The following is a 25776-nucleotide window of genomic DNA, read 5'->3' on the forward strand; positions in this document are numbered from 1 at the left end:
GCGGGCGCGGACACACGTCCCCGCGCCGTGGAAGGAGCCGTTGCCCACCCCCGGACGGCAACCGGGCGGCGCACGCGACGCCGTCCGGCGGCTGGCCCTGATGGCCCTGCCGGCCGCGTTCTTCGCCCTCTTCTTCGCCTACCCGGTCGTCGCGATCTCGCTCCGCGGCCTGCACGACGGCGGCCGGTGGCAGTTCGCCCGCGCCGCCGAGGTCCTCACCGACCCCGCGGTGCTCCAGGTGCTGCGTTTCACGCTGTGGCAGGCCGCGGCCTCCACCGCGCTCACGCTCGTCGTCGCCCTGCCCGGCGCGTACGTGTTCGCCCGCTTCGACTTCCCCGGCAAGCAGGTGCTGCGGGCGGTCGTCACCGTGCCCTTCGTGCTCCCCACGGTCGTCGTCGGCTCGGCGTTCCTCGCTCTGGCCGGGCGCGGCGGCACCCTCGACCAGCTGTGGGGGGTGCGGCTGGACACCGGCGTGTGGGCGATCCTGCTCGCGCACGTCTTCTTCAACTACGCCGTCGTGGTGCGGACCGTGGGCGGGCTCTGGGCGCAGCTGGACCCGCGGCAGGAGGAGGCCGCGCGGGTGCTGGGCGCGACCCGGTTCGGGGCCTGGCGCCGTGTCACGCTCCCCGCGCTGACACCGGCCGTCGCCGCCGCCGCACTGATGGTCTTCCTCTTCACCTTCACCTCCTTCGGCGTGATCCAGGTGCTGGGCGGTCCCCGGTACGCGACGCTCGAAGTGGAGATCTACCGCCAGACCGCCGCACTGCTCGACCTGCCGGCCGCCGCCGTGCTCACCCTGCTCCAGCTCGCCGCGGTGGCCGCGCTGCTGGCGGTGCACGCCTGGACGGTGCGGCGGCGGGAGTCGGCGCTGGCCCTCGTCGATGCCCGGCACACCGCGCGCCGCCCGCGCGGCACCGGCCAGTGGGCGCTGCTGTGGTCGCATCTCGCCCTGGTCGCCGTGCTGCTGGTCGCCCCCCTCGTCGTGCTCGCGCTCCGCTCGCTGCGCACGAGCGACGGCTACGGACTGGCCTTCTACCGCGCCCTGACCGAGCACGGCAGCGACAGCACCTTCCTGGTCGCCCCGGTCGAGGCGATCGGCAACTCCCTGGCGTACGCGGCGGTCGCCACCGGGGTGGCCCTGGTCGTCGGCGGCCTCGCGGCGGCGGCGCTCACCCGGCGCGCCGGGAGGCTCGTGCGCGGCTTCGACGCGCTGCTGATGCTGCCGCTGGGCACCTCAGCCGTCACCGTCGGCTTCGGCTTCCTCATCGCGCTGGACGAACCGCCGCTGGACCTGCGCGCGTCGTGGATCATCGTGCCGCTCGCGCAGGCGCTGGTCGGCGTGCCGTTCGTGGTGCGCACCCTGCTGCCGGTGCTGCGCGCGGTGGACGTGCGGCTGCGGGAGGCCGCCGCGGTGCTGGGCGCCTCGCCGTGGCGCGCCTGGCGGGAGGTGGACCTTCCGCTGGTACGGCGGGCGCTGCTGGTGGCGGCCGGCTTCGCGTTCGCCGTCTCGCTGGGCGAGTTCGGCGCGACGGTGTTCATCGCCCGTGCCGACAACCCGACGCTGCCGGTGGCCGTTGCCCGCTTCCTCGGGCGTGCGGGGGAGCTGAGCTACGGGCAGGCCATGGCGATGAGCACCGTGCTGATGGCGCTGTGCGCCGTGACCCTGCTGGCCCTGGAACGGGTGCGGGCGTCCGACGACCGCTCGGGAGAGTTCTGATGCTGCGACTGGACGGCGTGACCGTACGCTTCGACGGCCACACGGCCCTGGACGCGGTCGACCTGGAGGTCGCCGACCACGAGATCGTGTGCGTCCTCGGCCCCAGCGGCAGCGGCAAGTCCACGCTGCTGCGGGTCGTGGCCGGGCTCCAGCACGCCGACGCCGGGCGGGTGCTGCTCTCCGGACGCGACCAGCACGGCGTTCCGGCGCACAAGCGCGAGCTCGGGCTGATGTTCCAGGACCACCAGCTCTTCCCGCAGCGCGACGTCGCCGGCAACGTCGGGTTCGGCCTGCGGATGCGCGGGGCGGGCCGCGCCGAGCAGGCGGCGGCGGTCGCCGAACTCCTCGGCCTGGTGGGCCTGCCGGGAGCCCAGCGCCGTGAGGTGCCGTCGCTGTCCGGTGGGGAGCAGCAGCGCGTGGCGCTCGCCCGCGCGCTCGCGCCCAGCCCGCGGCTGCTGATGCTGGACGAGCCGCTGGGGCAGCTGGACCGTGCGCTGCGTGAACGCCTCGTCGTGGAACTCCGGGCCCTCTTCCGCCGTTTGGGCACCACCGTGCTGGCCGTGACGCACGACCAGGGGGAGGCGTTCGCGCTCGCCGACCGCATCGTGGTGATGGACGGCGGACGTGTCGCCCAGGCGGGCACGCCGCTGGAGGTGTGGCGGAGCCCCGCGTCGGAGTTCGTCGCCCGCTTCCTCGGCTTCGAGAACGTCGTGCCGGCGACTGTGCGCGACGCGACCGCCGACACCCCGTGGGGCACGGTGCGGGTGCCGGCCGCCTCCCCGCAGGGGGAACGGAAGGTGCTGGTCCGCCCGTCCGGCGTCCGTCTCACCGCGCCGGCGGACGGGCTGCCCTGCACGGTCACCGGCCGTACCTTCCGCGGCGGGCCGACGTCCGTCGTCTCGCTGCTGCTGCAGCCGGTGGACGCGCCGCCGCTGGAGGCGACCTGCCCCCTGCCGCACGCCCCGGAGGAGGGCGGACGGGTCGGCGTCTCCTTCGATCCGGACGGCGTCGTGGTGCTGCACGAGGGTGGGGCCGCCGGCTGACGGCGTTGCCCGTCAGGGTTGCTGGAGCCGGGCCAGGGTCGCGGGGACCTCCTCGACGGAGTCGACCAGCGCGATCCGCGCCTCCATCGCCCGCTCCTTCGCGAGCGACGTCAGCAGCGGCCACACCGGCAGCCGTTCGGTCCAGTGCGCACGGTCCACCAGCACCATGGGGGTGGGCTCGCCGCGGGACCGGTAGTAGTTCGGCGTCGCGTTGTCGAACACCTCCTGGACGGTGCCGGCCGCGCCCGGCAGGAACACCACGCCCGCCCGCGCCCGTGCCAGCAGACCGTCCTCGCGCACGGCGTTCACGAAGTACTTGCCGATGTGCCGAGCGAAGACGTTGGGCGGCTCGTGGCCGTAGAACCAGGTCGGGATCCCGACCGACGGGCCGCCGTCCGGGTGGCTCTCGCACACGTCGAAGGCGGCGCGGACCCAGTCCGCGACCGAAGGCTCGAACGAGGGTACGGCCGCGAGGACCTGGAGGGCCTTGTCCAGCACGGGGTCCTCGAAGGGCGCCGCGTAGGCGCCGAGGTTGGCCGCCTCCATCGCGCCCGGTCCGCCGCCGGTGGCCACCGTCATGCCCGTACGTGCCAGCACCCGGCCGAGCCGGGCGGCGCCCGCGTACGCGTCCGAGCCGCGCCGCAGCGCGTGCCCGCCCATCACGCCCACCACCCGGTGACCGGCGAGGAGTTCGTCGAGGGCGTCGGACACCGCGTCGTCGTGCACCGCGCGCAGCATCGAGGCGAACACGTCGCCGTCGGCGCGGGTCCGGCGGAACCAGTCGTACGTCCGGCCGTCGGGGGTGTGCGCGTAGCCGCCGCCGAGGCCGTCGAACAGTTCCTCCGGCGTGTAGAGGGACCCCCGGTAGGGGTTGAACGGCAGATCCGGAATCGGCGGGAACACCAGCGCGCCGCCCTCCCGGGCGCGTTGGGCCGCCTCCGGGGGCATCGTGCAGCCGAGGAACACCGCGCCCGCCGTGTCGGCGGCGGCGAGGGCGTCCGTACGGCCCGTCAGGTCGAGGGACTGGACACGCCAGCCCTGGAGCGAACCGTGCCCCGCGACGACCCGGTCGAAGGCTTCGAGCGTCTCGATCTCACGATCGGTGCGGTGGGGGACGGGTTCGCGGCGGTCGGCGTCGTGAGGCGGCATCCGGCAAGCGTAGGCGCCTCCGGCGCGGAAGCCGACAGATGCGCATGCCCGTGCGGGGCGGCGTGCACGGTCCGCCGCGGCCGTTCGCCGTGAGCGGCTTCCGAGGCGGCGAAGGTCGCGCGCGTCGGGGCCCGCCGGTGGTGCGGACCGCCCGGCTCCCCCCGGTGCCGTCCCACGGGGCCGCCGCTGCCGGCGCCTGCGGAATCTCCGGCACGGGAGCGGTACGGCCGCCCTGGTGCGCCGCCGTCGGCGCGGTCCTCGTGCAGGCCGGGCAGGCGAAGCGGTGAGGGCACCGTGCGCTTCGCCCACGCTCGCTCGACGGCCTCGGAGGTGACACCAGCGGCGTCGTGCGCCGAGGGTCCCGGACGAGCCGGGTGGTGAGGACGCGACGTGCCCGCCCGCGCTCGGTCTTCCCGCCGCGCCGCCACCGGCCCATCGGCTCGTCGCCGGGCCGTCCCCAGGGTGTCCCCAGGACCGCGCCAGGGTGTCGCCGGGGCCGCCGTGCTCGCGGTCACGCCTCTCCGAGCGCACGTGCTCCCGCGGACCCCTCCGGGAACTCCCGGCCACTGCCGTGCCCGGCGCACACGACGGCGCGGGCGCCCCGGAGCAGGGGCGCCCGCGCGGAGTCGGGTGTGGGAGGCCGGGTGGTGCGGTCAGGTGGTCAGCGGCAGGGCCACGAGGCGGCCAACGGCCCAGGCGATCGGACCGAGCACGGCGACGACGACCACCGCGCGCAGCGCGGCCGCGTTCCGCAACAGCGACCGTGGCGCCCCGAGTTGCAGCAGCGAGGCCGTGGCCGGGGCCCGCAGGGCACGCGACTCCGCCGCGGCCGCGAGCGCGCTCACCGTCGCGCAGCCCAGCACCAGCACTCCGCCCAGCAGGGTGAGCGGCCCGAACACCGCCCCCGGAGCCGCTTCGCCGCCACGCGCCGGACCGTACAGCTCTCCGGCCGCGAGGGCTCCGGAGGCGACCGCGCACAGCACGCCGAGCGGACGCCCGACGCGTTCGGCGTCGTCCTGGAGAATCCGCCCGGACAGCAGGCGCAGCGCGCCGGGGCGGCCGAGCGTGATGAGCCGGCCGCACAGGTGCGTCAGGCCGGGTCCGGCCAGTACCAGTCCGATCGCGGTGAGCACCCAGCCGGCGAGCGCGCCGGGCGGGCTGCCGGCGAGCGTCCCCGGCATCGGCAGCAGCGCCCCCGCGGCGGGGTCGCCGGATCCCCGGCCGGCGAAGGTCTCCAGCGCGAGCCCGGTCGCGGTCAGGGCGACGCCCCACGGCAGGCCGGGGGGCAGCGCGGTCGGCGGGGCGTCCGCCAGGGTGGCCGGTTCGCTCCGGTCCCCCTCGCGGCGGCCGGGAGGCAGCGGGCGGGGCCGCAGCGCGACGAGGCAGGTCGCCGCGGCGGTCAGCGGCACCAGGAGGAAGAGCAGCAGGACCGCGCCGAGCGGCAGCGCCGGCCCGGCGCCGAGGACGTCGGACGCCGCTCCGGCGAACGGCAGACCGCCCAGATGTCCGCGCAGCAGCAGGAAGAGCAGCAGTGCGACCACGCTGCCGAGAAGGCAGGAGGCGGTCGTCGACGCGGCCGCCAGCAGGGGCATCCGGGACGGACCCACGCCCGCCGCGTCCAGTCCGGTCAGCGCACGTCGGCTGGTCTCGGTCCGTGCGACGGCGACGGCGAGCTGCAGGGCGGCGGCCAGCGGAACCAGGCACCACAGCATCCGGGTGGCGCCGTCCCCGGCGGCTTCCGGATGGCCCGCGGCGTGGCCGACGGCCCCGAGCATGAGGAAGGTGACGCCTGCCGCCGCGGCCGCCAGCAGGAGGCGTCGGAGCAGGGCGAGCGGCGGGGCGCCGCGGACTAGACGGAGAGCGAGCACGCGGTGCTTCCCTCCGTCTCCCGGGGCGCCTCGCCCCGCACACAGCGGCCGTCCAGCAGGACGATGACGCGGTCGATGATCCGGCTGCCGGTGAGGTCGTTCCGTGCGGTCGTGGCGGCGGAGCCCGCGGTCGCCGGAGCGCCGGTCGCGGGAGCCGTCTGCGCGTCGCCCGGACCGGCCGGGGAGGGCGTGTCACCGGAGGCGGAGGCGTCGGCCGGGCCGACGGGGCCGGCCGGTACGCCGTCCCCTTCCTCGCTCCCGGCTGTGCCCTCGTCCCCCGCGACCGCCGGCACGGGCACGGGCGCGGGCGCCGGCACCGGGGAGGGCGTGTCCGCCGCCGGGACGGACCCGTGGCTGCTCAGCACCACCGTGATGCCGTGGGTGCGGGCCGCCGTGGTGAGGGTGCGCAGCGCCTGGACCCGGTCGGCCTGGTGCAGCGGCGCCGTCGGTTCGTCGGCGAAGAGGATCGTGGGGGAGTGGACCAGCGACCGGGCGATGGCCACCCGCTGCCGCTGCGCCTGGAGCAGCGCGGCCGGCCGCTTGCGGGCGCAGTCGCCGATGTCGAGCCGCTCCAGCCACTCGTGCGCCGCCTGGCGGGCGGCACGACTGCCGACGCCTGCCAGCAGCAGCGGCAGGGCCGCGTTCTCCCAGGCGTTCAGCTCCGGGACGAGCTGCGGTTCGCTGCCGATCCAGCCGAACCGTTCGCGGCGCAGGCGTTCCCGCGAGTGCAGGCCCAGGGTGTGGACGGGTACGTCCTGGAACCACACCTCGCCCTCGTCCGGCAGCAACCGCCCGGAGAGGCAGCTCAGGAGGGTCGACTTGCCGCTGCCGCGCGGGCCGGTCACGGCGACGATCTCACCGGTGCGGATCCCCAGGGTGACGTCCTGGAGAGCCGGGGAGCCGTCATATGCGTACGTCAGTCCGCGTGCCCACAGCACGTCGTCGTCCGGCGGGGCCGTCATGGATGGCACCTCCACTCGCCTCTGCTCCGCAGGGAAGACCCCTGAGGGGTTGAACGACCGTCAGGGGCTTCGGTCACTCGCACCGTAGGGACAGTGACGGGCGGGGAGAGGGGAGGCTCGGCGCGGCACGCGCCGAGGACCGTCCATATGGACTCATTTACGGCCCGGGTCGGCCCGGTCCGTTCCGGTCGCGGGTGCCGGCACCGCCCGTGCGCGGCGCCGGCACCCGCGACCGGAGGAACGGACGCCGGCCGGGGCTCAGAGCTTCGTCCACGCCTCGCTCAGCACGCCGCGCAGAATCTGTTCGATCTCGTCGAACGTCGTCCGGTCGGCGATCAGCGGCGGCGCGAGCTGGACGACCGGGTCGCCGCGGTCGTCGGCGCGGCAGTACAGGCCGGCTTCGAAGAGCGCCTTGGACAGGAACCCGTACAGCACGCGTTCGCACTCGTCCGCGGAGAACGTCTCCTTGGTGTCCTTGTCCTTGACCAGCTCGATGCCGTAGAAGAAGCCGTTGCCGCGCACGTCGCCGACGATCGGCAGGTCCAGCAGCCGTTCCAGGGTGGTGCGGAAGGCGTCCTCGTGGTCGAGAACGTGCTGGAGCAGGCCCTCGCGGGTGAAGAGGTCGAGGTTGGCGATGGCGACGGCGGAGGAGACGGGGTGGCCGCCGAAGGTGTAGCCGTGCAGGAAGGTGTTGTCGCCGTGGTAGAAGGGCTCGGCGACACGGTCGGAGACGAGCGTCGCGCCGATGGGGGAGTAGCCGGAGCTGAGGCCCTTGGCGCAGGTGATGAGGTCCGGCACGTAGCCGAACTTGTCGCAGCCGAACATCGTTCCGAGCCGGCCGAACGCGCAGATGACCTCGTCGGAGACGAGCAGCACGTCGTGGCGGTCGCAGATCTCCCGCACCCGCTGGAAGTAGCCCGGCGGCGGCGGGAAGCAGCCGCCCGCGTTCTGCACCGGTTCCAGGAAGACCGCGGCGACCGTCTCCGGGCCCTCGAAGAGGATCTGCTGCTCGATCTGGTCGGCCGCCCAGCGGCCGAACGCCTTCGGGTCGTCGCCGTGTTCCGGCGCCCGGTAGAGGTTGGTGTTGGCCACCTTGTGCGCGCCCGGCACCAGCGGCTCGAAGGGCGCCTTGAGCGCGGGCAGCCCGGTCAGTGACAGGGCGCCCTGCGGGGTGCCGTGGTAGGCGACGGCGCGGGAGATCACCTTGTACTTGGTGTGGTTGCCGGTCAGCTTGTGATACTGCTTCGCCAGCTTCCAGGCGGTCTCCACCGCCTCGCCGCCGCCGGTGGTGAAGAAGACCTTGTTCAGGTCGCCGGGGGCGTGGTGGGCGAGGCGTTCGGCGAGTTCGACGGCGCGCGGGTGCGCGTAGCTCCAGATGGGGAAGAAGCCCAGCTCCTGCGCCTGGTCGGCGGCCGCCTCGGCGAGCTCGGTGCGGCCGTGCCCGGCCTGGACGACGAACAGCCCGGCCAGCCCGTCGATGTAGCGCTTCCCCCTCTCGTCGAAGATCGAGGTGCCTTCGCCGCGGACGATCGTCGGCACGGGTGCGTGCTCGTACGACGACATCCGGGTGAAGTGCATCCACAGGTGGTCGTACGCCGTCTGGGACTGGGTCTTGCTCACGGTTATCGGGTTCCCCACGCGTAGGTCTGCTTGCGCAGCTTGAGGTAGACGAAGCTCTCGGTGGAGCGGACGCCGGGCAGCGACCGGATCCGCTTGCTGATCATCTCGAGCAGGTGCTCGTCGTCCTCGCAGACGATCTCCACCAGGAGGTCGAACGAGCCCGCGGTCACGACCACGTATTCGACCTCCTTCAGCTCGGCGAGCGCGTCGGCCACCTGCTCGACGTCGCCGTCGACGGTGATGCCGACCATCGCCTGCCGCATGAAGCCCACGGTGAGCGGGTCGGTGACCGCCACGACCTGCATGACGCCCTGGTCGAGCAGCTTCTGGACACGCTGCCGCACGGCCGCCTCGGACAGGCCGACCGCCCGTCCGATCGCGCCGTACGGCCGCCTGCCGTCCTCCTGGAGCTGCTCGATGATCGCTTTGGAGACGGAGTCGACCGTCGGTGAGCCGTTCGCGTTCTTCGAGTTTCGAGCCACGATTCGACTCTGCACGAGGTCTCGTCGGTATGGCAAGCCGTGAGCGCTGAATTTCGTTGCCCAGGGCTTCTGAAGCCACTGAATCCGCAGTCGCGGGGTGGCGGGTATATCGAAAGCGTCATTCCCGTGGTTAGGCTGGATGTCTCACCCAATGGACAAGCTGAACTGGAGGGGTGCGAAGTGAACGCCGAGCTGCGTCGCCTGCGCAACTACATCGACGGAGAGTTCCGGGACGCCGCGGACGGGCGCACCACCGAGGTGATCGACCCGGCCAAGGGCGCGGCGTACGCGACGGCGCCGCTCTCGGCCGCCGCGGACGTCGACGCCGCCATGGCCGCCGCCGAGGCCGCCTTCCCGGCCTGGCGCGACGCGACCCCCGGGACCCGCCAGCGGGCGATCCTCAAGATCGCCGACGCCCTCGAGGCGCGGCAGGACGAACTGCTGGCCGCCGAGTGCGAGAACACCGGCAAGCCGCTGGAGCTGACCCGGCAGGAGGAACTGCCGATGATGCTCGACCAGATCCGCTTCTTCGCCGGCGCCGCCCGCATGCTGGAGGGCAAGGCGGCCGGCGAGTACATGGAGGGCCTGACCTCCTTCGTACGCCGGGAGCCGGTCGGTGTCTGCGCTCAGGTGGCTCCCTGGAACTACCCGATGATGATGGCCGTGTGGAAGTTCGCCCCGGCGCTCGCCGCGGGCAACACGGTCGTCCTCAAGCCCTCGGACACCACTCCCGCGTCCACGGTCTTCATGGCCGAGGTCATCGGCGGGGTGCTGGCCGAGCTGGACCTGCCGCGTGGCATCTTCAACGTCGTGTGCGGCGACCGGGACACCGGCCGCCTCATGGTCGAGCACTCCGTGCCCGCCATGGCCTCGATCACCGGCTCCGTCCGGGCCGGCATGGAGGTCGCCGGCAGCGCCGCCAAGGACCTCAAGCGGGTCCACCTGGAGCTGGGCGGCAAGGCGCCGGTCGTCGTCTTCGACGACGCCGACATCCCCGCGGCCGTCGAGGGCATCCGGGACGGCGGCTTCTTCAACGCCGGCCAGGACTGCACCGCCGCGACGCGCGTCCTCGTCCACGAGAACGTGCACGACGAGTTCGTCGCCGCCCTCGCCAAGGCCGCCTCCGAGGTGAAGACCGGCGACCTGAGCGACGAGGACTGCTTCTACGGCCCGCTCAACAACGCCACCCACCTGGAGAAGGTCACCGGCTTCATCGACCGCCTGCCCGCCCACGCCAAGGTCGAGTCGGGCGGCGAACGCGTCGGCGAGAACGGCTACTTCTACGCCCCGACGGTGGTCTCCGGTCTCCGGCAGGAGGACGAGATCATCCAGAACGAGGTGTTCGGCCCGGTCATCACCGTGCAGTCCTTCTCCGACGAGGAGCAGGCGGTGAAGTGGTCCAACGACGTGGAGTACGCCCTGGCGTCCTCGGTGTGGACCAAGGACCACGGACGCGCCATGCGGATGTCGAAGGCCCTCGACTTCGGCTGCGTGTGGATCAACACCCACATCCCGCTGGTCGCCGAGATGCCGCACGGCGGCTTCAAGAAGTCCGGCTACGGCAAGGACCTGTCCGCCTACGGCTTCGACGACTACACCCGTGTCAAGCACGTCATGACGGCTCTCTGAGGTCCGTCGCGGACTCGCGAGGACACGAGCGGAACCCCCCGGCGCCCGAGGCGTCCGGGGGGTTCCGGCGTCCGCGGCGGAAAGTTTTCCCGCCGGGCAAAGCGGACACGCTGCGGTTTCCGCACCCGCCGGAGAACCGGCACCGGGGTGGGGTGTGAAAGGCCCGCTGCGCGCATGGCCGACGATGTGCAGACGTGAAAGGCTCTCCGCCTGGCAAGTGAAGGCGATTCGTGTGCGCTGCAGAGATCCGCGATACGGAAAACGCACGCTCCAGCCTCCCGCGCATGGCCTCACTTCTCGACGACTCCACCACCCCGGGCGCCGACCGCACGGGTGCCCCGACCCCCGCCCCGGGACCCGACGACGTACGGTCCAAGGGCCTGCGGCGCAACTCGGTCGGCCTCTTCGGCAGCGCCGTCATCGGCCTCTCCACGGTCGCCCCCGTCTACTGCCTCACCAGCACCCTCGGCCCGACGGTCGGTGAGGTCGGCCTCCAGATGCCCGTGGTGTTCCTCGCCGGCTTCCTCCCCATGCTGCTGGTCGCGTTCGCCTACCGGGAGCTCAACCGGGTCGTGCCGGACTGCGGCACCTCGTTCACCTGGACGGTCAAGGCCCTCGGTCCGCGCACCGGGTGGATGTGCGGCTGGGGACTGGTGGTGGCCACCGTCATCGTGCTGTCCAACCTCGCCGGCGTCGCCGCCGAGTTCCTCTACCTGCTCGTCGGCGAGGTGCTCGGCAGCCGGGCGGTGGTGGACTTCGGCGCCCGCACGGAGGTCCACGTGCTCACCGTGCTGGCGTTCGTGGCCGTGGCCACCGTGATCAGCTACCGCGGCATGACGGCGACCAAGTGGTTCCAGTACGCCCTGGTCGGCCTCCAGATGGTGGTGCTGGTCGGCTTCGTCGCCATGGCGCTGGGCAAGGCGGGCGAGAAGTCCGGGGTGGACGCGCCGGACTTCTCCTGGGCCTGGATGGACCCGTTCTCCGTCTCCTCCTTCGGCGCCTTCACGGCCGGGCTGTCCCTGTCGATCTTCATCTACTGGGGGTGGGACGCCTGTCTGACCGTCAACGAGGAGACCGAGGGGAGCGACCGGACCCCCGGCCGGGCGGCGCTCATCGCCATGGTCGTGCTGGTGGCCTCGTACGTGCTGACCGCGGTGGCCGCCCTGCTCTTCGCCGGTACCGGCACCGAGGGCCTCGGGCTCGGCAACCCCGACACCTCGGGCACGTCTTCGCCGCCCTCGCGGAGCCGGTGATGGGCCCGCTCGGCGTGCTGCTGTTCCTCGCCGTGCTCGCCAGCGCCGCCGCCAGCCTGCAGACCACCTTCCTGCCGGCCGCCCGCACCATGCTGGCCATGGGTGTCTACCAGGCGCTGCCCGCCTCCCTGGCCCACATCAGCCCCCGCTTCCGCACGCCGGGCCGCGCCACCGTCGTCGCGGGCGCCGCCACCAGCGCGTTCTACACCGTCATGGCGCTGATCAGCGAGAACGTGCTGGTCGACACCATCTACGCGCTCGGCCTGATGATCTGCTTCTACTACGCCCTGACCGCCTACGCCTGCGTCTGGTACTTCCGCAACGAACTCACCCGCTCCGTGCGCGACGCGCTCACCAAGGGGATCCTCCCTCTGCTCGGCGCGCTGCTGCTCACCGGGGTGTTCGCCAAGACGCTGGTCGACATGTGGGATCCGGCCTACGGGTCCGGCAGTTCCGTGGCGGGGGTCGGCAGCGTCTTCGTCATCGGCGTCGGCACCCTGCTGCTCGGGGCGCTGCTCATGCTGATCATGCGGCCCCGCAGCCCTGCCTTCTTCGCGGGGCGGATACTCACCCGGGACACCCCGCGCTGCGCGTGAAGGAGTGAGCCTGCGGGGCGGCGGGAACCCGGGGAGCAGGATTCCTCCCCGGGCCGACGTCTCCGGGGACGCCCCACCCGTCTGGAGAGGCGCCACCCGCTGTGATCATCTTCGGAATCTCGTCCAAGACCTACCAGCTGGCGGTGCTCAGCCTGCTCTGCCACGTCTGCGGCAACACCGCCGCCCACCCGCTGCGCCGGCGCGTGCGCAGGTTCTCCCTGTTCTTCGTTCCGCTGTTCCCGGTCGGTCCCGCGAAGTACGGGATGCAGTGCACCTACTGCGGGGCGTACAGCGACGTGTCGAGGGACGAGGCGGAGCGGCTCACGCGCGGCGCGGCCCGCCCGTAGGCCGCTCCCCCTTCCCGGTCAGGCCCGTTCCGCGCCGCTCGCGCCGCTGCGCCACGACGCCAGGTGGGCGTCGATCTCGCCGCAGAGGCGCCGCTGCCCGGCATCGTCGAGGAACGACGCCCGCACGGCGTTCTTCGCCAGGTCGGCCACTCCGCCCGCGTCCAGCCCCAGCAGGCGCGCCGCGATGGCGTACTCGGTGTTCAGGTCGGTGCCGAACATCGGCGGGTCGTCGCTGTTCACGGTCACCAGGACGCCGGCCCGCACCATCTCCGCGATCGGGTGCTCCTCCAGGTTCTCCACGGCGCGGGTGGCGATGTTGGACGTCGGGCAGACCTCCAGCGGAATGCGGTGCTCCGCCAGGTGCGCGAGCAGTTCCGGGTCCCGCACGCTGCTGGTGCCGTGGCCGATGCGTTCGGCGCGCAGCGAGGTCAGCGCGTCCCACACCGTCTCCGGGCCGGTCGTCTCGCCCGCGTGCGGCACGCTGCGCAGACCGGCCGCGAGGGCACGGTCGAAGTAGGGCTTGAACTGCGGCCGGGGCACGCCGACCTCCGGGCCGCCGAGGCCGAAGGAGACCAGGCCGTCGGCGCCCAGCGACGTGTCCGTGGCGATCCGGGCGGTCTCCTCGGCGGCCGGCAGGCCCGCCTCTCCGGGGATGTCGAAGCACCAGCGCAGCGCCACGCCGAGATCGCGCTCGGCCGCGCGTCGCGCGTCCTCGATGGCCTCGACGAACGCCTTGTCCGGGATCCCGCGGTTCGTGGAGCTGTACGGGGTCACCGTGAGCTCTGCGTACCGGACCTGCTGGCGCGCCATCTCCCGCGCGACCTCGTACGTCAGCAGCCGCACGTCCTCCGCGTCCCGGATCAGGTCGACGACGGACAGATACAGCTCGATGAAGTGGGCGAAGTCGCGGAAGGTGAAGTACTCCGCGAGAGCGGCCGGGTCCTTCGGCACGGGCGAGTCCGGGTGCCGCGCCGCGAGTTCGGCGACGATGCGGGGCGACGCGGACCCCACGTGGTGCACGTGCAGCTCGGCCTTGGGGAGCCCGGCGATGAAGGCGGTGAGGTCGGACAACGGAAAGCCTCCGGGATAGGTGTCGCGTGCATGGTAGGCGTGCCGGAGACTCCCTGCGGACGCATAGCATGACGATACGAGTGGCAAGGAGGGGACATGGGGACAGACAGCGGACAGGCCGGGCACTCCGGATGGCCCGCGGAAAACGGGGGAGGGGCCTGGCAGGCCCCGTCGGGAGACCCGCTGAGCAAGGGTGCGTCCGGCGCCTCGTGGGGGGACGCACCCACCTCCCCGGGTTCGCCCGTGGGACCGCCGCCGACCGCGCCCGGAGGGCCGCAGCCCGCCCCGGCCTACGGTGCCGCGGGATACGGTCCGCAGGACCACCCTCCCGGCTACGGCCCTCCCCACGGTCATGGCCATCCCTACGGCTCTCCCTACGGTGGGCACGGCGGCTACGGACAGCCCGGCCCCGGCTGGGGCGGCCCGCCCCTCCCGCAGGGCACGGCCACCGCCTCCATGGTGCTGGGCATCGTCGGACTGATCCTCGTCGTCACCTGCTGGGGGGCGTTCCTCGGGATCTTCGTCGCCCCCGTCGCACTCGGCCTGGGGGTGAGCGCCCGTCGCAAGGCCGACCGCGGCGAGGGCGGCGGACGCAGCCACGCCACCAGCGGCTTCGTCATGGGCATCGTCGGCACCGTGTTGTCGGTGCTGGTCGCGGCCGCCCTGATCGTGGGGATCGTGCTGTCCGAGAACGCCGAGAGCGGCACCGGCGGCACGTACGGCGGCGACTACCAGGACGCGCTCCGCGTCCCCGCCGCCTCCGTCGTCTCCCTCAGCGGCCGTTGACCGCCCCGCGCCCGGCCTGCTCCGGGCCGGGCGCGGCCCGCGTGCCCGGCGGTGCGGGACGGGAGGAGCCGGGCCCGGCCCCCCGCGGGGTGCGTCCGGGGAGGGCGGCCAGGAGGCACAGCACGATCCCGCCGAGCGCCACGCTCGCCACCACGTCGGTGGCCCAGTGGTAGCCGCGCAGCACCAGGCCCAGCCCCGTGCACAGGCTGAGCAGCGTCGCCGCCACCGGCCCGGCCACCGGGAAGCGGTGCGCGCACAGCAGCGCGGTCGTCCCGTACGCGACGACCGCCGTCAGGGTGTGGCCGGACGGGTAGTAGCCGGCGTAGCCGTACAGCGGGAGCCCGTCCGGGCCGAGACGGCCGAACGCCTCCTTGAGCGGCAGCACCACCGCGGGCACCGCCACGACGGCGAGGGCGGCGAGCAGCAGCGGTCGCCAGGAACGTGCGCGCCGGGCGGCAGCTGAGGCGCCGACGGCCAGCACGGCACCCGCGGCCCCGCCCCCGCCCAGGTCCGCGCCCGCCTCCGCGAGGGCCTGCAGGGTCCCGTTCCCGGAGGCCGGGCCGGCTGCCGCGTCGCGCACCGCGAGGTCGGCGGCCAGCAGCGGTCCGGCGACCGCCACCTGCCAGCTGATCACGGCGAAGACCGTGAGGAGAGCGCCGATGACGAGCGCATACACGACAGTCGGCCGCCCCGGAACAGGGGGGAGAGTTCCGGGGCGGCCGCAAGGACCGGACCTCCGCCCGCCCCGGGGGGTGTGGGGCGTGCGGGCGTCCGATCTGTGAGGAGTGTGCGCGAGGGCACGACCGAGCCGGCTTCGGGGAAAAAGCGGCACGGCTTTCATCTGCTGAAACCGTACGTCAGGCGGACCACGCCGGACAGGCGCCTCACGGACCCGGCATGGTGCTCGCACACATTCTTCACGTGCTGCGTCACCTGCTCAGCGTCGCAGGTGACCGCTGTGGTGCCGCGGTGCCCGTGAGGCGTGTCACGGGCACCGCGGCGAACGGCTCCGAGTCCGGGCGGGGTGCCGGGCCCGCGCAAATCCGCGGCGCGACAGGGGTCAGAGCGAGGCGAGCGCGCCCTCGAGGATGTCCAGCCCTTCGTTCAGCAGGTCCTCGCCGATGACCAGCGGTGGCAGGAACCGCATCACGTTGCCGTAGGTGCCGGTGGTCAGCACCAGCAGGCCCTCCTGGTGGCAGGCCTTCGCCAGGGCAGCCGTCGCCTCCGGGTTCGGGTCCTTGGTGCCCGGCTGGACAAGCTCGATCGCCAGCATCGCGCCGCGGCCCCGGACCTCGCCGATCACGCCGTGCTGCTCGGCCAGCTTCTGCAGCCGGGGCTTCATCACGTCCTCGATCCGGCGTGCCCGGGACGCCAGGTCCATCTCGCGCATGGTGTGGATCGAGCCGAGCGCGGCGGCGCAGGCCACCGGGTTGCCGCCGTAGGTGCCGCCCAGGCCGCCCGCGTGGGCGGCGTCCATGATCTCGGCCCGGCCGGTCACGGCCGCGAGCGGCAGGCCACCCGCGATGCCCTTCGCGGTGGTGATCAGGTCCGGCACCACGCCCTCGTCCTCGCAGGCGAACCAGTGACCGGTGCGGCAGAAGCCGGACTGGATCTCGTCCGCGACGAACACGATGCCGTTGTCCTTCGCGAACCGCGCGATGCGGGGCAGGAAGCCCTTCGCCGGCTCGATGAACCCGCCCTCGCCCAGCAGCGGTTCGATGATGACCGCCGCGACGTTCTCGGCGCCGACCTGCTTCTCGATCTGGCTGATGGCCTGTGCCGCGGCCTCCTCGGCGCAGTTCTCCGGGCCGGTCAGCCAGCGGAACGGGTACGCCACCGGCACCCGGTAGACCTCCGGCGCGAACGGGCCGAAGCCGTGCTTGTACGGCATGTTCTTCGAGGTCAGCGCCATCGTGAGGTTCGTGCGGCCGTGGTAGCCGTGCTCGAAGACGACGACCGCGTGCCGCTTGGTGTGCACCCGGGCGATCTTGACCGCGTTCTCCACGGCCTCGGCGCCCGAGTTGAAGAGCGCGGACTTCTTGGCGTGGTCGCCCGGCGTCAGCTCCGCGAGCTGCTCGCACACCTCCACGTACGGCTCGTACGGCGTCACCATCACGCAGGTGTGGGTGAACGCCTCCAGCTGAGCCGTCGCCCTGCGCACCACCTCGGCGGCGCTGTTGCCCACCGAGGTGACGGCGATGCCCGAGCCGAAGTCGATGAAGGAGTTCCCGTCGACGTCCTCCAGTACGCCGCCGCCCGCTCGCTTGGCGAACACCGGCATCACGGTGCCGACGCCGTCCGCCACGGTCGCCTGCTTGCGGGCCATCAGCTCCTGCGACTTGGGCCCGGGCACGGCGGTCACCAGGCGGCGCTCCTGGGGGAGAGCGGTGCCGCCGTGCGGATCGGTCATCGTGGTCATAGCGGTCTCCTCAGGAGGAAGTGGTGTGCGTCACCCGCAGGCTAGGTCCTGGGCCGGGGCCGAGACATGCACCGCCACGGAGTAGTCGCGTCCTCCTCTTGGCCACCACGGAGCCTTCCCGCCGCGCCCGGCCCGCCCAGCGGGGTCGGGCGCGGCGGGGCCCCGGACCCCGGGTGGAGCCCCGGTTTCGGGACGGGGCGCGGGTGGGGAAGAGCACCGTGGGGCAACTCGTCGCACCCCGCACTAAATTGGGAGCCCACACACGGCACGCGCACAGCCGCGCGCAGCGCAAAGGCAGGGGTGCAGCACACGATGGACACCGGGCCCTCCGCACGGAGCCACGGCACGAGAGGCGTCGAGCACGTGGAGAACGGCACCACCACCCCCCACGTGCCCCCGCAGCCGTCCGCGCCCCCCCTCCCGTCGGCCGCTCCGCGCGGCGCGCCCCCGCTCGCGGACTGGCTCCGCACCCCGCGGCCGGAGGCCGAACCCGGCATCTGGCGCTGCGGCCACGACCCCCTCCCGGCCGCCGACCCCGACCGCACCCCGGCGCGGCAGCTCGCCAGCGGGGCCGTGCTCTCGTTCCTGATCGGCTGGCTCGTCTGGTCCCTGCTGTGGAACGGCTATCTCGGCGACTACTGGCTCTGGCCGCTGTACGTCCTCACCCCGGACGCCTGGCGCGGCACCGTGCCCCTGGTCATGGCCACCTACCTCTACTACGGCCTGGTCCTCGCCGGGCTGGCCGCCGTCTTCGGCCGCCTCGGCCACTGGGACGAGGTGGGGCGCCGGGCCGCGGCGCGCCTGAAGGGCCGCTCCCGTACGTCCCGCCGCGCCGCCGCGCCCCCGCCGCCGGGCGAGGACCCGGTCGTGTGGCCGCAGCTCCGCCGCGCGGGCGGCGGCTCCGAGCAGGCCGCCGAGCGGCTGACCGCCGAAGTGCTCGCCGGCCGGATGAGCGACGTCGACCACGCCCGCATCGAGCGGGCCTGGCAGTCCGTGCGGTCCCGGCCCGTCGGACTCCCGCAGTTCACCGAGGCGGTCCTGCGGGACGGTGCCGCCGCCTGCACCCACCCCTCCGGAGCGCGCGACCTGCCGTCGCGCGCTGCCCGGCACGACCTGTCCCTGAGTCAGGTCCGGATCGGCACCGCCGCCGCCGACGACCGCAATCCGCAGGACTACCGCGGCGCCGGTCTGGCGCTCGAACCCGCCCTGCTGGGCACGTCCGCGCTGGCCGTCGGCCCTTCCGGGGCCGGCAAGACGACCCGCCTGGTGCGGCCCGTCGTGGAATCGCTGTGCCTCCAGGCGCTCGCCGGGCAGGCCGCCGTCGTCGCCGTCACCTCCTCCGGCACGAAGCCCGCCCCGGACGACGCCTTCGACGTCGTGGTGCGGCCCGGCCGTCCGGAATCCGCCTACGACCTCGACCTCTACGGCGGCACCGACGACCCGGACGAGGCCGCCGCCCTCCTCGCCGAGGCGCTGGTCGGCGACCTCGCCGACGGACTGCCCGGGGGCGACAGCCGCCGCGCCGCGACGACGCTCGCCCAGCTCCTCGGCCCCTTCCGGACGGCCCACGGCCGCTTCCCCGCCGTGCCCGAACTCCGGGAACTCCTCGACGGCGTCCCCGCACCCCTCGCCGCACTCCGCGAGGCGCTGGGCCGCGACCCCGCCCGGCCCGGCCACCGCGCGCACCTGCGTGAACTCGACGCCTACGAGCGGCAGCTCGGCCGCCCCGGCGACACCGGCACCCTGCTCGCCGACCGCGTCGCGCTGCTCGACCGGCCCGCCTTCGCCGACTTCTTCGCACCCCCCGGCCTCGCCCGCGGTGCCGCGGGCGGCGACCACCGGCCGTTCTCGCTGCGTGCCCTCGAACACCCGCTGCGGGTGCGCATCGACCTCCCCGAGCGCGGCCACGCCGAAGCCTCCCGGATCCTCGCCCGGCTGGTCCTCGCGCAGTTCACCGACGCCGCGCTCGCCCGCGACGACCAGTCGCTCTTCGCCTGCCTGGTGCTGGACGACGCCGACCGCACCGTCACCCCGCAGGCACTCCGCGGGCTCCAGCGGCTGCGCAGCGGCCACGCCGGGGTGCTGCTCACCCTCCGGGCACTGGACGACGTGCCGGAGCCGCTGCGCGGGCCGCTGCTCGGCGCGGTGGGCTGCCGCGTGGTCTGCGCGGGCGTCACGCCCTGGGACGCGGAACGGTTCGCCGAGGTCTGGGGCACCGAGTGGGTGCAGACCCGGGACGTCACCAACCGCCAGCTCGTCTCCGACGAGCCGCTGACCAAGCTGATGCACGGCATCCGGCGCATGGTGACCGGCCGCCACGTGACCGCCGAGTCGGTCACCGTGCGGACCGTGCAGCGCCAGCGCTGGTCCGCGTCCGACCTGGCCAACGAGCTCGAGCCCGGCCAGGCCGTGGTCTCCTTCACCACCGTCCGCGGCAGGCGCACGCCCCCGGTGCTCGCGAGGCTCGGCGAATAGCCCGGACCAGGGCCGCGGCGGGTCCCGCGGCGGTACGGTGAGGGCGTTATGCCACCCACTCTCGCCGCGCTCGTGCAGCACTCCGCACTCCGGTTGTCCGTGCTCGCGGGGCACGACCGGCTGGACACCCCCGTGCGCTGGGCGCACGCCAGCGAGCTGGCCGACCCGACGCCGTATCTGGACGGCGGGGAACTCCTGCTGATCACCGCGCTGAAACTCGACGCCGAGGATCCCGGGGCGATGCGCGGCTACGTGCGGCTGCTGGCCGGCCGGGGCGTCGTGGGGCTGGGCTTCGCGGCCGGGGTCAACTACGAGAAGGTGCCCGACGCCCTGGTCGAGGCGGCCCGAGACGCGGACATGCCGCTGCTGGAGGTGCCGCGGCGCACCCCGTTCATCGCGATCAGCAAGTTCGTCTCCGCGGCCATCGCCGCCGACCAGTACCAGGCGGTCACCGCGGGCTTCGACGCACAGCGCGACCTGACCACCGCGGCGCTCTCCCAGGAGGGCCCCACCGCGCTGCTCGGGCGGCTCGCCACCCACGTCGACGGCTGGGCCGCGCTCTACGACGTGACGGGCGCCGTCGTCGCCACCGCGCCCGCGTGGGCGGCCCGCCGCGCCGCCCGGTACGCCGCCGACGCCGAACGGCTCCGCGACCGGCCGGCGCCCGCCAGCGCCGTGGTCAGCGAGCCGGAGGCCGGCGACGACCGGGTGGAACTCCAGTCGGTCGGCACCGGGCGCCGCGCCAAGGCCGTGCTGGCCGTCGGCACCGCCGCCCCGCCCGGCACCGCCGAGCGCTACGCCGTGCACTCCGCGGTCGCGCTCCTCACCCTCACCACGGAACGCTCGCGCGCCCTCCAGGAGGCCGAGCAGCGACTGGGCGCGGCGGTGCTGCGCATGTTGCTCTCGGGCGAGGCCGGACATGCACGAGCCGTCGCCGGACGGCTCTACGGGAGCCTGCTGGACGCGCCGATGCGGGTCATCGTCGCCGAACCGGCGGCCGGGCCGGCGTCCCGGCGCCGGGCGGCGACCGCGCGTGCCGCCGCCGGGGGCGAGGCCGGGAGACCGGCGCCGCAGGCCATCACCCCGTCCGGTGCCCCGGTCGCCGGCCCCGAACCGGACCTGCCCGCCGCCGCCCGCGCCGGCCGGCCCGACGGCCTGGTCGCAGGCGCGCTGTCGGCACCGGAGAACGGCCTGCTCGACGACCTCGCCGACGCGATCGAGACCGCGGCGGCCCGCAGTGGCGAAGCCGTCCTGGTCGTGCCGGACGGCGAACGGCTCGTCGTCCTCGCCTCCGACGGAGGCGCCGCCGCCACGGCGTGCGCCCGCTACGCGGCCCGGGCCGCCGCGGACCGCGCCGAGCGGTTCGGCCGGGCCGACGCGGAGGGCGACCGCTGGGACGACCCGCCGGTCATCGGCGTCTCGGCGCCCGCCGGACTCGCCGGCACCGGGGTCGCGTTCAAGCAGGCCGACCAGGCGCTGTCGGTGGCCCGCCGCCGCGGCTCGGTCCTGGTGGAGCACGAGGACGTGGCCGCCGGGTCCGTGCTGCCGCTGCTCGCCGACGACGCCGTGCGGGCCTTCGCGGACGGCCTGCTGCGCAAGCTGTACGAACACGACGCCCACGGCCGGGGCGACCTGGTCGCCTCGCTGCGCGCCTGGCTCTCCCGGCACGGCCAGTGGGACGCCGCGGCCGCGGACCTGGGCGTGCACCGCCACACCCTCCGCTACCGCATGCGCCGCGTCGAGGAGATCCTCGGCCGCTCACTCGACGACCCCGACGTGCGCATGGAGCTCTGGCTCGCCCTCAAGGTCACCGCCTGAGCGGGCTGCTCCGCCGGGCACCGAGGCCCTCGCGACCGCCGCGGGGCGGACGTCTCGCACCGGGTGTCACGTCCCCGGCCCGCGCGCACGCGGACGTGGGCCCGCGCACGCCTCACGCGGAACGGCCCGCCCCGACTTCCGCACGCCTCGCGTGCCGCCGCCGGACGACGGGGGGGCGGAGCCCTCCCGCCCGGCCGCGTCTTCGCGGGAGCCTGCACCGGGCCAGGCGGCGAGACTCCGCACGGTTGCCGGCCAGGGCCGTGCGCCGATCCGGGCGCGTGCGCGGGTCGTCTCCCGGCGTCGCCCGCAGCGGGCCCGCACTCCCGCAGCGGGCCCGCACTCCCGCGCCGACCGCCGACCGCCGCGCGCCGACCGCCGCGCGCCCGCTCCCGCGCCGCGCGCCAATACGGCGCATGGCCGTGCGCGATGTGGCCGCGTCGGACAATCACCCTCGCGGCGTCCTCCGCCTAACGTGTCGCCCAGAGCAAACGCACCATCCCCACCATTTCGGAAGGGCCGGGATTCACTGTGCCAGTCAAGGAAGCCGCCACCCATGCGTTCTGGCTCGCCGGCCGACAGGCCACCGGCGAGGAGACCTTCGACGTCGCCTCCCCCTGGGACGGCCGCCATGTCGGCACCGTGAGCGTCCCCACCGAGGCCCAGGTGGAGGAGGCCGTCGCTGCAGCCACCGCGGTCGCGGACGAGTTCGCCGCCACCCCGGCCCACGTGCGTGCCGCCGCTCTCGACCACATCTGCCGCCGCGTCACCGAGCGCGCCGACGAGATCGCCGAACTGATCACGGCCGAGAACGGCAAGCCGCTGCGCTGGGCCCGGGGCGAGGTCGGCCGCTGCATCTCCGTCTTCCGCTGGGCCGCCGAAGAGGCCCGGCGTTTCAACGGCGGCACCGCGCAGCGCCTCGACTCCGACGCGGGCGGGCAGGGCCGCCTCGGGCTGACCCGCCGCTTCCCGCGCGGTCCGGTCCTGGGCATCGCGCCGTTCAACTTCCCGCTGAACCTGTGCGCCCACAAGGTCGCCCCGGCCATCGCCGTCGGCACGCCGATCATCCTCAAGCCCGCTCCGGCCACGCCGCTGTCGGGTCTGCTCATCGGCGAACTGCTCGCCGAGACCGACCTGCCCGCCGGTTCCTGGAGCGTGCTGCCCGTCCCCAACGACCGGATGCCCGCCCTGGTGCGGGACGAGCGGCTGCCGGTCATCTCCTTCACCGGCTCCGGCCCCGTCGGCTGGTCCCTGGTCGACGCCGTGCCGCGCAAGCACCTCACCCTCGAACTCGGCGGCCAGGGCGCGGCGCTCGTGCTGTCCGACTACTCCTCGGACGCCGACCTGGACCACGCCGCGCAGCGCATCGCGATGTTCTCCAACTACCAGGGCGGCCAGTCCTGCATCTCCGTGCAGCGCGTCATCGCCGACACCTCGGTGTACGACCGTCTGGTGCCGCGGGTCGTCGCGGCCGTCGAGGCGCAGGTGACCGGCGACCCGACCGACCCCGCCACCGAGGTCGGTCCGCAGATCAGCGAGGACGCCGCGAAGCGCATCGAGTCCTGGGTCGAGGAGGCCATCACCGCCGGGGCCACCCTGCTCACCGGCGGCAAGCGTGACGGCGCCTCCTACGCTCCGACCGTGCTGGAGGACGTCCCCCGGGACACCCAGATCGGCTGCGAGGAGGTCTTCGGCCCCGTCCTCACCCTTACGCGGGTCGACGGCGAGCGGGAGGCGTACGAGGCCGCCAACGACTCGATCTACGGCCTCCAGGCGGGCGTGTTCACGCACGACGTGCAGACGGCGTTCCGCGCGCACCGTGCGCTGGAGGTCGGCGGTGTGATCATCGGCGACGTGCCCTCCTACCGCGCGGACCAGATGCCGTACGGCGGGACCAAGCAGTCCGGCGTGGGCCGCGAGGGCGTGCAGTACGCCATGGACGACTACACCTACGAGCGGGTCATGGTGCTCACCGGCCTGGAGCTCTGACGGCCGCAGCACCCCTTGAGGGCGGGGCCGGGGGAACACCCCGGCCCCGCCCTCGCTAGTCGGGCGCGGCCCGCGGGAACAGCGCCGTGTACGCCTCGGTCGGCTCGCTCAGCCCCCGGGTGAAGGGGGAGTCGAAGTGCCAGACCAGGAAGATCAGGAAGACGACCAGCGCGCTGAACAGGCCCGCCAGCATCATCTCCCGCCGTGAGCGCTGGATCTGCAGGGCGAAGACCATCCCCACGGTCAGCACCCCGCCGCCGATCAGCCCGAACCACACCACACTCGGCATGGTCGGCGCCGCCTGCGCCTCCCGCTGCACCCGGGCCGCGTCCACCACCGCGACCTGATCGACGACCCCCTGGTACGCCTGCACGGCCTGTGTGCTCTCGGGGCGCACGGCCTGCACGTCGCGGCGCAGCGCGCTCAGCAACCGGTCGCCGCGGGCGGTGAGTTCGCCCTGGGCCGTCATGTGCGTCCACTCGGGGCCGACGGTGTGGCGCACGTACGCCGCCACGTCCGCGCGAATCCGGCCGCGCTCGTCGGAGGGATAGACCTGGACACGTTCGTGTATCTCGTGCAGCGCCTGCGCCTCCCGCTGCACGGTCTCGTCGGCCGCGTTGCGCGCCTCCCACACGCCGGCGATCGCCAGGCCCAGCACGATCGCGTACACCACCCCGATCATCATCGTCATGTACTCGATCACGTCCGGGGTCTCGGACGGGTCGTCTTCCTCGCCCGCCCGGCGCTGCCGGAGGAACACCACGCCGATGACCGCCGCACACGCGACCACCAGGCAGACGAGCAGGATCAACCACTGCGACACGAAGGGCTCCTAGCGGGAGGACGCGGACGAGCGGGGACGGAGCGCGGCCGCGGCCAGCACGGCCGGCGCGATGATCAGCAGTGTGCGGGTCACCATCGACATCTCCCCGGACGGCTCCTGGCGCGGCGCCGTCGCCCGCGCGGCCCCGGCGAGCGGCGGGTCGGGTGTACGGCTCGGTTCCGGCGTGGGCGACGGGGGCGGTGTCGGTCTGGGAGGTGGAGGTGGCGGGGGCGGGGGCGTCGGCTCGGGCTCCCGCACCACCGGCTCCGGCTCCGGCACGGGCGCAGGCGCGGGTGGCGGCGGCGGTGGTGGCGGCGGTGGCGGTGGAGCACACCCCGGCCCGGACACCCGCACCTGCACGCCGGGCGGTGCCGCGCCCGCCTCCACGCTCCCGCAGCCGCCCGCCGCGGGCGGCCGTACGGTCGTCCCCACGTCCACCCCGGGGCCGCGCACGTCCACCTCGACGCCCGCGGTGGGGTCGATGCGTACCCGCACCGACGGCACGGGCAGCGGGTCGGCCGAGGCGGTGGAGGGCGGCAGGGCGAGGGCGGCGACCGCGCACACCGCGGCAGCAGCCGTCTTCGGTATCCACGTCCACGTCGGTGTCGTCACATCGCCCGAGCATGCGGACCGCGGCCGGGCGGCTGAAGAGGGCCGGGGCGAAGATCCCCCGAAGCGCTGAACCTGCCCTCCCCGGCGCATGATCCGGGGCGGTGCGGGCCAGCCGCGCCGGGCGTGGCGCGGCTGCCCGGCCCGTGCGGGCCCGTCCACGGGGGCCGGGTGGCGGGTGACAGGCTGTCCCGGTACCGCTCACACGGCGGGCCCGGCCCGTCCACGGCGCCCGGCCGCGCACGCCGCGGCGACGAAGGGATCGGCGATGTTCGTCTTCGCCCAGCTCAGCGACATCCACCTCGGCCACGACCGGGGCGACGCCGGCGCCCGCGCCCGGGAGCGCACCGAGCGGGTACTGGGCCACCTGGACGCGCTGCCCGGCGACCTCGACGCCGTCCTGGTCACCGGCGACCTGACCGATCACGGCACCGAGGAGGAGTACGCCGAGGCGGCGGGGCTGCTCGCCCGTTCCCGGCACGCACCGCTGCTGCACTGCCCCGGCAACCACGACGCCCGCGGGCCGTACCGCGCGGCCCTGCTCGGCGGCGACCCCGCCGACGACGCGCCGGTGAACCAGGTCCACCGGCTGCCCGGCGCGACCTTCCTGATGTGCGACTCCAGCATCCCCGGCCGCGGTGACGGCCACCTGGACGACGCCACCCTCGCCTGGCTCGACGCCGAACTGGCGGCCGGGCCGCACGACCTCCCGGCGTTCGTGTGCTTCCACCACCCGCCGGTGCCGCTGCACGGCCAGTACGTCGACCCGATCCGCCAGTTCGGGGAGGAACGCCTCGCCGCCGTCGTCGCCCGCCACGCGCACGTCGCCGCCCTGCTCTGCGGCCACACCCACACCCCGGCCGCCACCACCTTCGCCGGACTCCCGCTGATCGCCGCGCCGGGCGTCGTCTCCACCCTGCGGATGCCCTGGGAGGGCGACGCGGACGGGCCGATCGACTACGCGCTGCCCCCGCTGCTCGCCTACCACGTCCACGACGGCGAGCGGCTGACCACCCACTTCCGCGTGGTGCCCCGAGCAGGCGCGCGTACCGGCGGGGGACCGGAGAGGTGAGCCCGCTCGCGTGAGGGCTGGTAGGGATCGCCCGTTCCGGGTACATACGGT

The 25776-nt window shown here is 74.3% G+C and carries 19 protein-coding genes and 1 pseudogene; 11 read left to right on the forward strand and 9 right to left on the reverse strand.

All coding sequences use genetic code 11. The annotated features are described in order from the left end of the window. Window positions 1-100 precede the first annotated feature (100 nt). Complete coding sequence (locus tag K304_RS0111695) at window positions 101-1717, forward strand: ABC transporter permease (RefSeq protein WP_027763899.1); 1617 nt, start codon at window positions 101-103, stop codon at window positions 1715-1717. Beyond that, window positions 1717-2760: an ABC transporter ATP-binding protein gene (locus K304_RS0111700; RefSeq protein WP_027763900.1), complete on the forward strand. Its 1044-nt coding sequence runs from the start codon at window positions 1717-1719 to the stop codon at window positions 2758-2760. Before K304_RS0111695 ends, K304_RS0111700 begins: the two co-directional genes overlap by 1 nt. Before the next feature lie 12 nt (window positions 2761-2772). Here the strand turns inward: K304_RS0111700 and K304_RS28560 are convergent, their stop codons facing one another. The 5 genes from K304_RS28560 to K304_RS0111730 form a co-directional block, all read right to left on the reverse strand. After that, window positions 2773-3909: an SLOG cluster 4 domain-containing protein gene (locus tag K304_RS28560; RefSeq protein ID WP_037790064.1), complete on the reverse strand. Its 1137-nt coding sequence runs from the start codon at window positions 3907-3909 to the stop codon at window positions 2773-2775. Between the two features lie 653 nt (window positions 3910-4562). Next, entirely contained in the window at window positions 4563-5777 is a 1215-nt protein-coding gene (locus K304_RS0111715) for a hypothetical protein (protein ID WP_027763902.1), read from the reverse strand. Then, window positions 5759-6739, reverse strand: coding sequence for an ATP-binding cassette domain-containing protein (locus K304_RS32070; protein ID WP_078528948.1), 981 nt, complete (start codon window positions 6737-6739; stop codon window positions 5759-5761). The genes K304_RS0111715 and K304_RS32070 overlap by 19 nt, the downstream gene beginning before the upstream one ends. 258 nt (window positions 6740-6997) lie before the next feature. Next, on the reverse strand, window positions 6998-8377 hold the full coding sequence (locus K304_RS0111725; RefSeq protein WP_027763903.1) for an aspartate aminotransferase family protein: 1380 nt from the start codon (window positions 8375-8377) through the stop codon (window positions 6998-7000). Then, the gene (locus K304_RS0111730) at window positions 8362-8844 is read right to left on the reverse strand and encodes an Lrp/AsnC family transcriptional regulator (protein WP_486591643.1); all 483 of its coding nucleotides are present in this window, start codon (window positions 8842-8844) and stop codon (window positions 8362-8364) included. Before K304_RS0111730 ends, K304_RS0111725 begins: the two co-directional genes overlap by 16 nt. A gap of 177 nt (window positions 8845-9021) precedes the next feature. Here K304_RS0111730 and K304_RS0111735 point away from each other — a divergent pair, with 177 nt between their 5' ends. The 3 genes and pseudogenes from K304_RS0111735 to K304_RS28575 all read left to right on the forward strand — a co-directional run bounded on the left by K304_RS0111735 (window position 9022) and on the right by K304_RS28575 (window position 12666). Further along, a complete protein-coding gene (locus K304_RS0111735) occupies window positions 9022-10470 on the forward strand; it encodes a gamma-aminobutyraldehyde dehydrogenase (RefSeq protein WP_027763905.1) in 1449 nt (482 codons plus the stop codon). Window positions 10471-10754: 284 nt separating this feature from the next. Further along, window positions 10755-12319, forward strand: a pseudogene (locus tag K304_RS28570) (APC family permease). 101 nt (window positions 12320-12420) lie between these two features. After that, window positions 12421-12666: a zinc-ribbon domain-containing protein gene (locus K304_RS28575; RefSeq protein WP_037790066.1), complete on the forward strand. Its 246-nt coding sequence runs from the start codon at window positions 12421-12423 to the stop codon at window positions 12664-12666. An 18-nt stretch (window positions 12667-12684) separates the two neighbouring features. Here the strand turns inward: K304_RS28575 and K304_RS0111750 are convergent, their stop codons facing one another. Next, window positions 12685-13737 (reverse strand): adenosine deaminase, encoded by a 1053-nt coding sequence (locus K304_RS0111750; protein WP_027763906.1) that lies wholly within the window; start codon window positions 13735-13737, stop codon window positions 12685-12687. Between the two features lie 96 nt (window positions 13738-13833). Between K304_RS0111750 and K304_RS28580 the strand changes: the two genes are divergently transcribed. Continuing rightward, complete coding sequence (locus K304_RS28580; RefSeq protein WP_078528950.1) at window positions 13834-14523, forward strand: DUF4190 domain-containing protein; 690 nt, start codon at window positions 13834-13836, stop codon at window positions 14521-14523. Here the strand turns inward: K304_RS28580 and K304_RS28585 are convergent. Both K304_RS28585 and gabT read right to left on the reverse strand, forming a co-directional pair. After that, on the reverse strand, window positions 14510-15199 hold the full coding sequence (locus tag K304_RS28585) for a phosphatase PAP2 family protein (protein ID WP_486591640.1): 690 nt from the start codon (window positions 15197-15199) through the stop codon (window positions 14510-14512). The two genes, K304_RS28580 and K304_RS28585, sit on opposite strands and share 14 nt — an antisense overlap. Before the next feature lie 384 nt (window positions 15200-15583). Beyond that, window positions 15584-16933 (reverse strand): 4-aminobutyrate--2-oxoglutarate transaminase, encoded by a 1350-nt coding sequence (gene gabT, locus K304_RS0111765; RefSeq protein ID WP_027763907.1) that lies wholly within the window; start codon window positions 16931-16933, stop codon window positions 15584-15586. Window positions 16934-17254: 321 nt separating this feature from the next. Here gabT and K304_RS0111770 point away from each other — a divergent pair, with 321 nt between their 5' ends. The 3 genes from K304_RS0111770 to K304_RS0111780 all read left to right on the forward strand — a co-directional run bounded on the left by K304_RS0111770 (window position 17255) and on the right by K304_RS0111780 (window position 23221). Then, window positions 17255-19417: a hypothetical protein gene (locus tag K304_RS0111770; protein ID WP_027763908.1), complete on the forward strand. Its 2163-nt coding sequence runs from the start codon at window positions 17255-17257 to the stop codon at window positions 19415-19417. Window positions 19418-19465: 48 nt separating this feature from the next. Next, window positions 19466-21235, forward strand: a complete 1770-nt coding sequence (locus K304_RS0111775) for a PucR family transcriptional regulator (protein ID WP_027763909.1) — start codon at window positions 19466-19468, stop codon at window positions 21233-21235. Between the two features lie 528 nt (window positions 21236-21763). Continuing rightward, on the forward strand, window positions 21764-23221 hold the full coding sequence (locus K304_RS0111780; protein WP_027763910.1) for an aldehyde dehydrogenase family protein: 1458 nt from the start codon (window positions 21764-21766) through the stop codon (window positions 23219-23221). 55 nt (window positions 23222-23276) lie between these two features. Here the strand turns inward: K304_RS0111780 and K304_RS0111785 are convergent, their stop codons facing one another. Beyond that, on the reverse strand, window positions 23277-24044 hold the full coding sequence (locus K304_RS0111785) for a bestrophin-like domain (RefSeq protein ID WP_027763911.1): 768 nt from the start codon (window positions 24042-24044) through the stop codon (window positions 23277-23279). A 70-nt stretch (window positions 24045-24114) separates the two neighbouring features. On the opposite strand from K304_RS0111785, the gene K304_RS33340 reads away from it, so the two are divergent. Together K304_RS33340 and K304_RS28595 are read left to right on the forward strand one after the other, a co-directional pair. Then, window positions 24115-24726: a hypothetical protein gene (locus K304_RS33340; RefSeq protein ID WP_027763912.1), complete on the forward strand. Its 612-nt coding sequence runs from the start codon at window positions 24115-24117 to the stop codon at window positions 24724-24726. 195 nt (window positions 24727-24921) lie between these two features. Further along, window positions 24922-25725, forward strand: a complete 804-nt coding sequence (locus K304_RS28595) for a metallophosphoesterase (protein WP_051308328.1) — start codon at window positions 24922-24924, stop codon at window positions 25723-25725. Window positions 25726-25776: the final 51 nt, after the last annotated feature.

It is taken from the genome of Streptomyces sp. CNS606 (assembly GCF_000426325.1).

Bases quoted from the DNA above. Each gene is read 5' to 3' on its own strand.
- K304_RS32070 (WP_078528948.1), bottom strand. From the start codon at position 6,739: ATGACGGCCCCGCCGGACGACGACGTGCTGTGGGCACGCGGACTGACG.
- K304_RS0111770 (WP_027763908.1), top strand. From the start codon at position 17,255: ATGGACACCGGGCCCTCCGCACGGAGCCACGGCACGAGAGGCGTCGAG.
- K304_RS28595 (WP_051308328.1), top strand. From the start codon at position 24,922: ATGTTCGTCTTCGCCCAGCTCAGCGACATCCACCTCGGCCACGACCGG.
- K304_RS0111775 (WP_027763909.1), top strand. From the start codon at position 19,466: ATGCCACCCACTCTCGCCGCGCTCGTGCAGCACTCCGCACTCCGGTTG.
- K304_RS33340 (WP_027763912.1), top strand. From the start codon at position 24,115: ATGATCAGCAGTGTGCGGGTCACCATCGACATCTCCCCGGACGGCTCC.
- K304_RS28580 (WP_078528950.1), top strand. From the start codon at position 13,834: ATGGGGACAGACAGCGGACAGGCCGGGCACTCCGGATGGCCCGCGGAA.
- K304_RS0111695 (WP_027763899.1), top strand. From the start codon at position 101: ATGGCCCTGCCGGCCGCGTTCTTCGCCCTCTTCTTCGCCTACCCGGTC.
- K304_RS28560 (WP_037790064.1), bottom strand. From the start codon at position 3,909: ATGCCGCCTCACGACGCCGACCGCCGCGAACCCGTCCCCCACCGCACC.
- gabT (WP_027763907.1), bottom strand. From the start codon at position 16,933: ATGACCGATCCGCACGGCGGCACCGCTCTCCCCCAGGAGCGCCGCCTG.
- K304_RS0111700 (WP_027763900.1), top strand. From the start codon at position 1,717: ATGCTGCGACTGGACGGCGTGACCGTACGCTTCGACGGCCACACGGCC.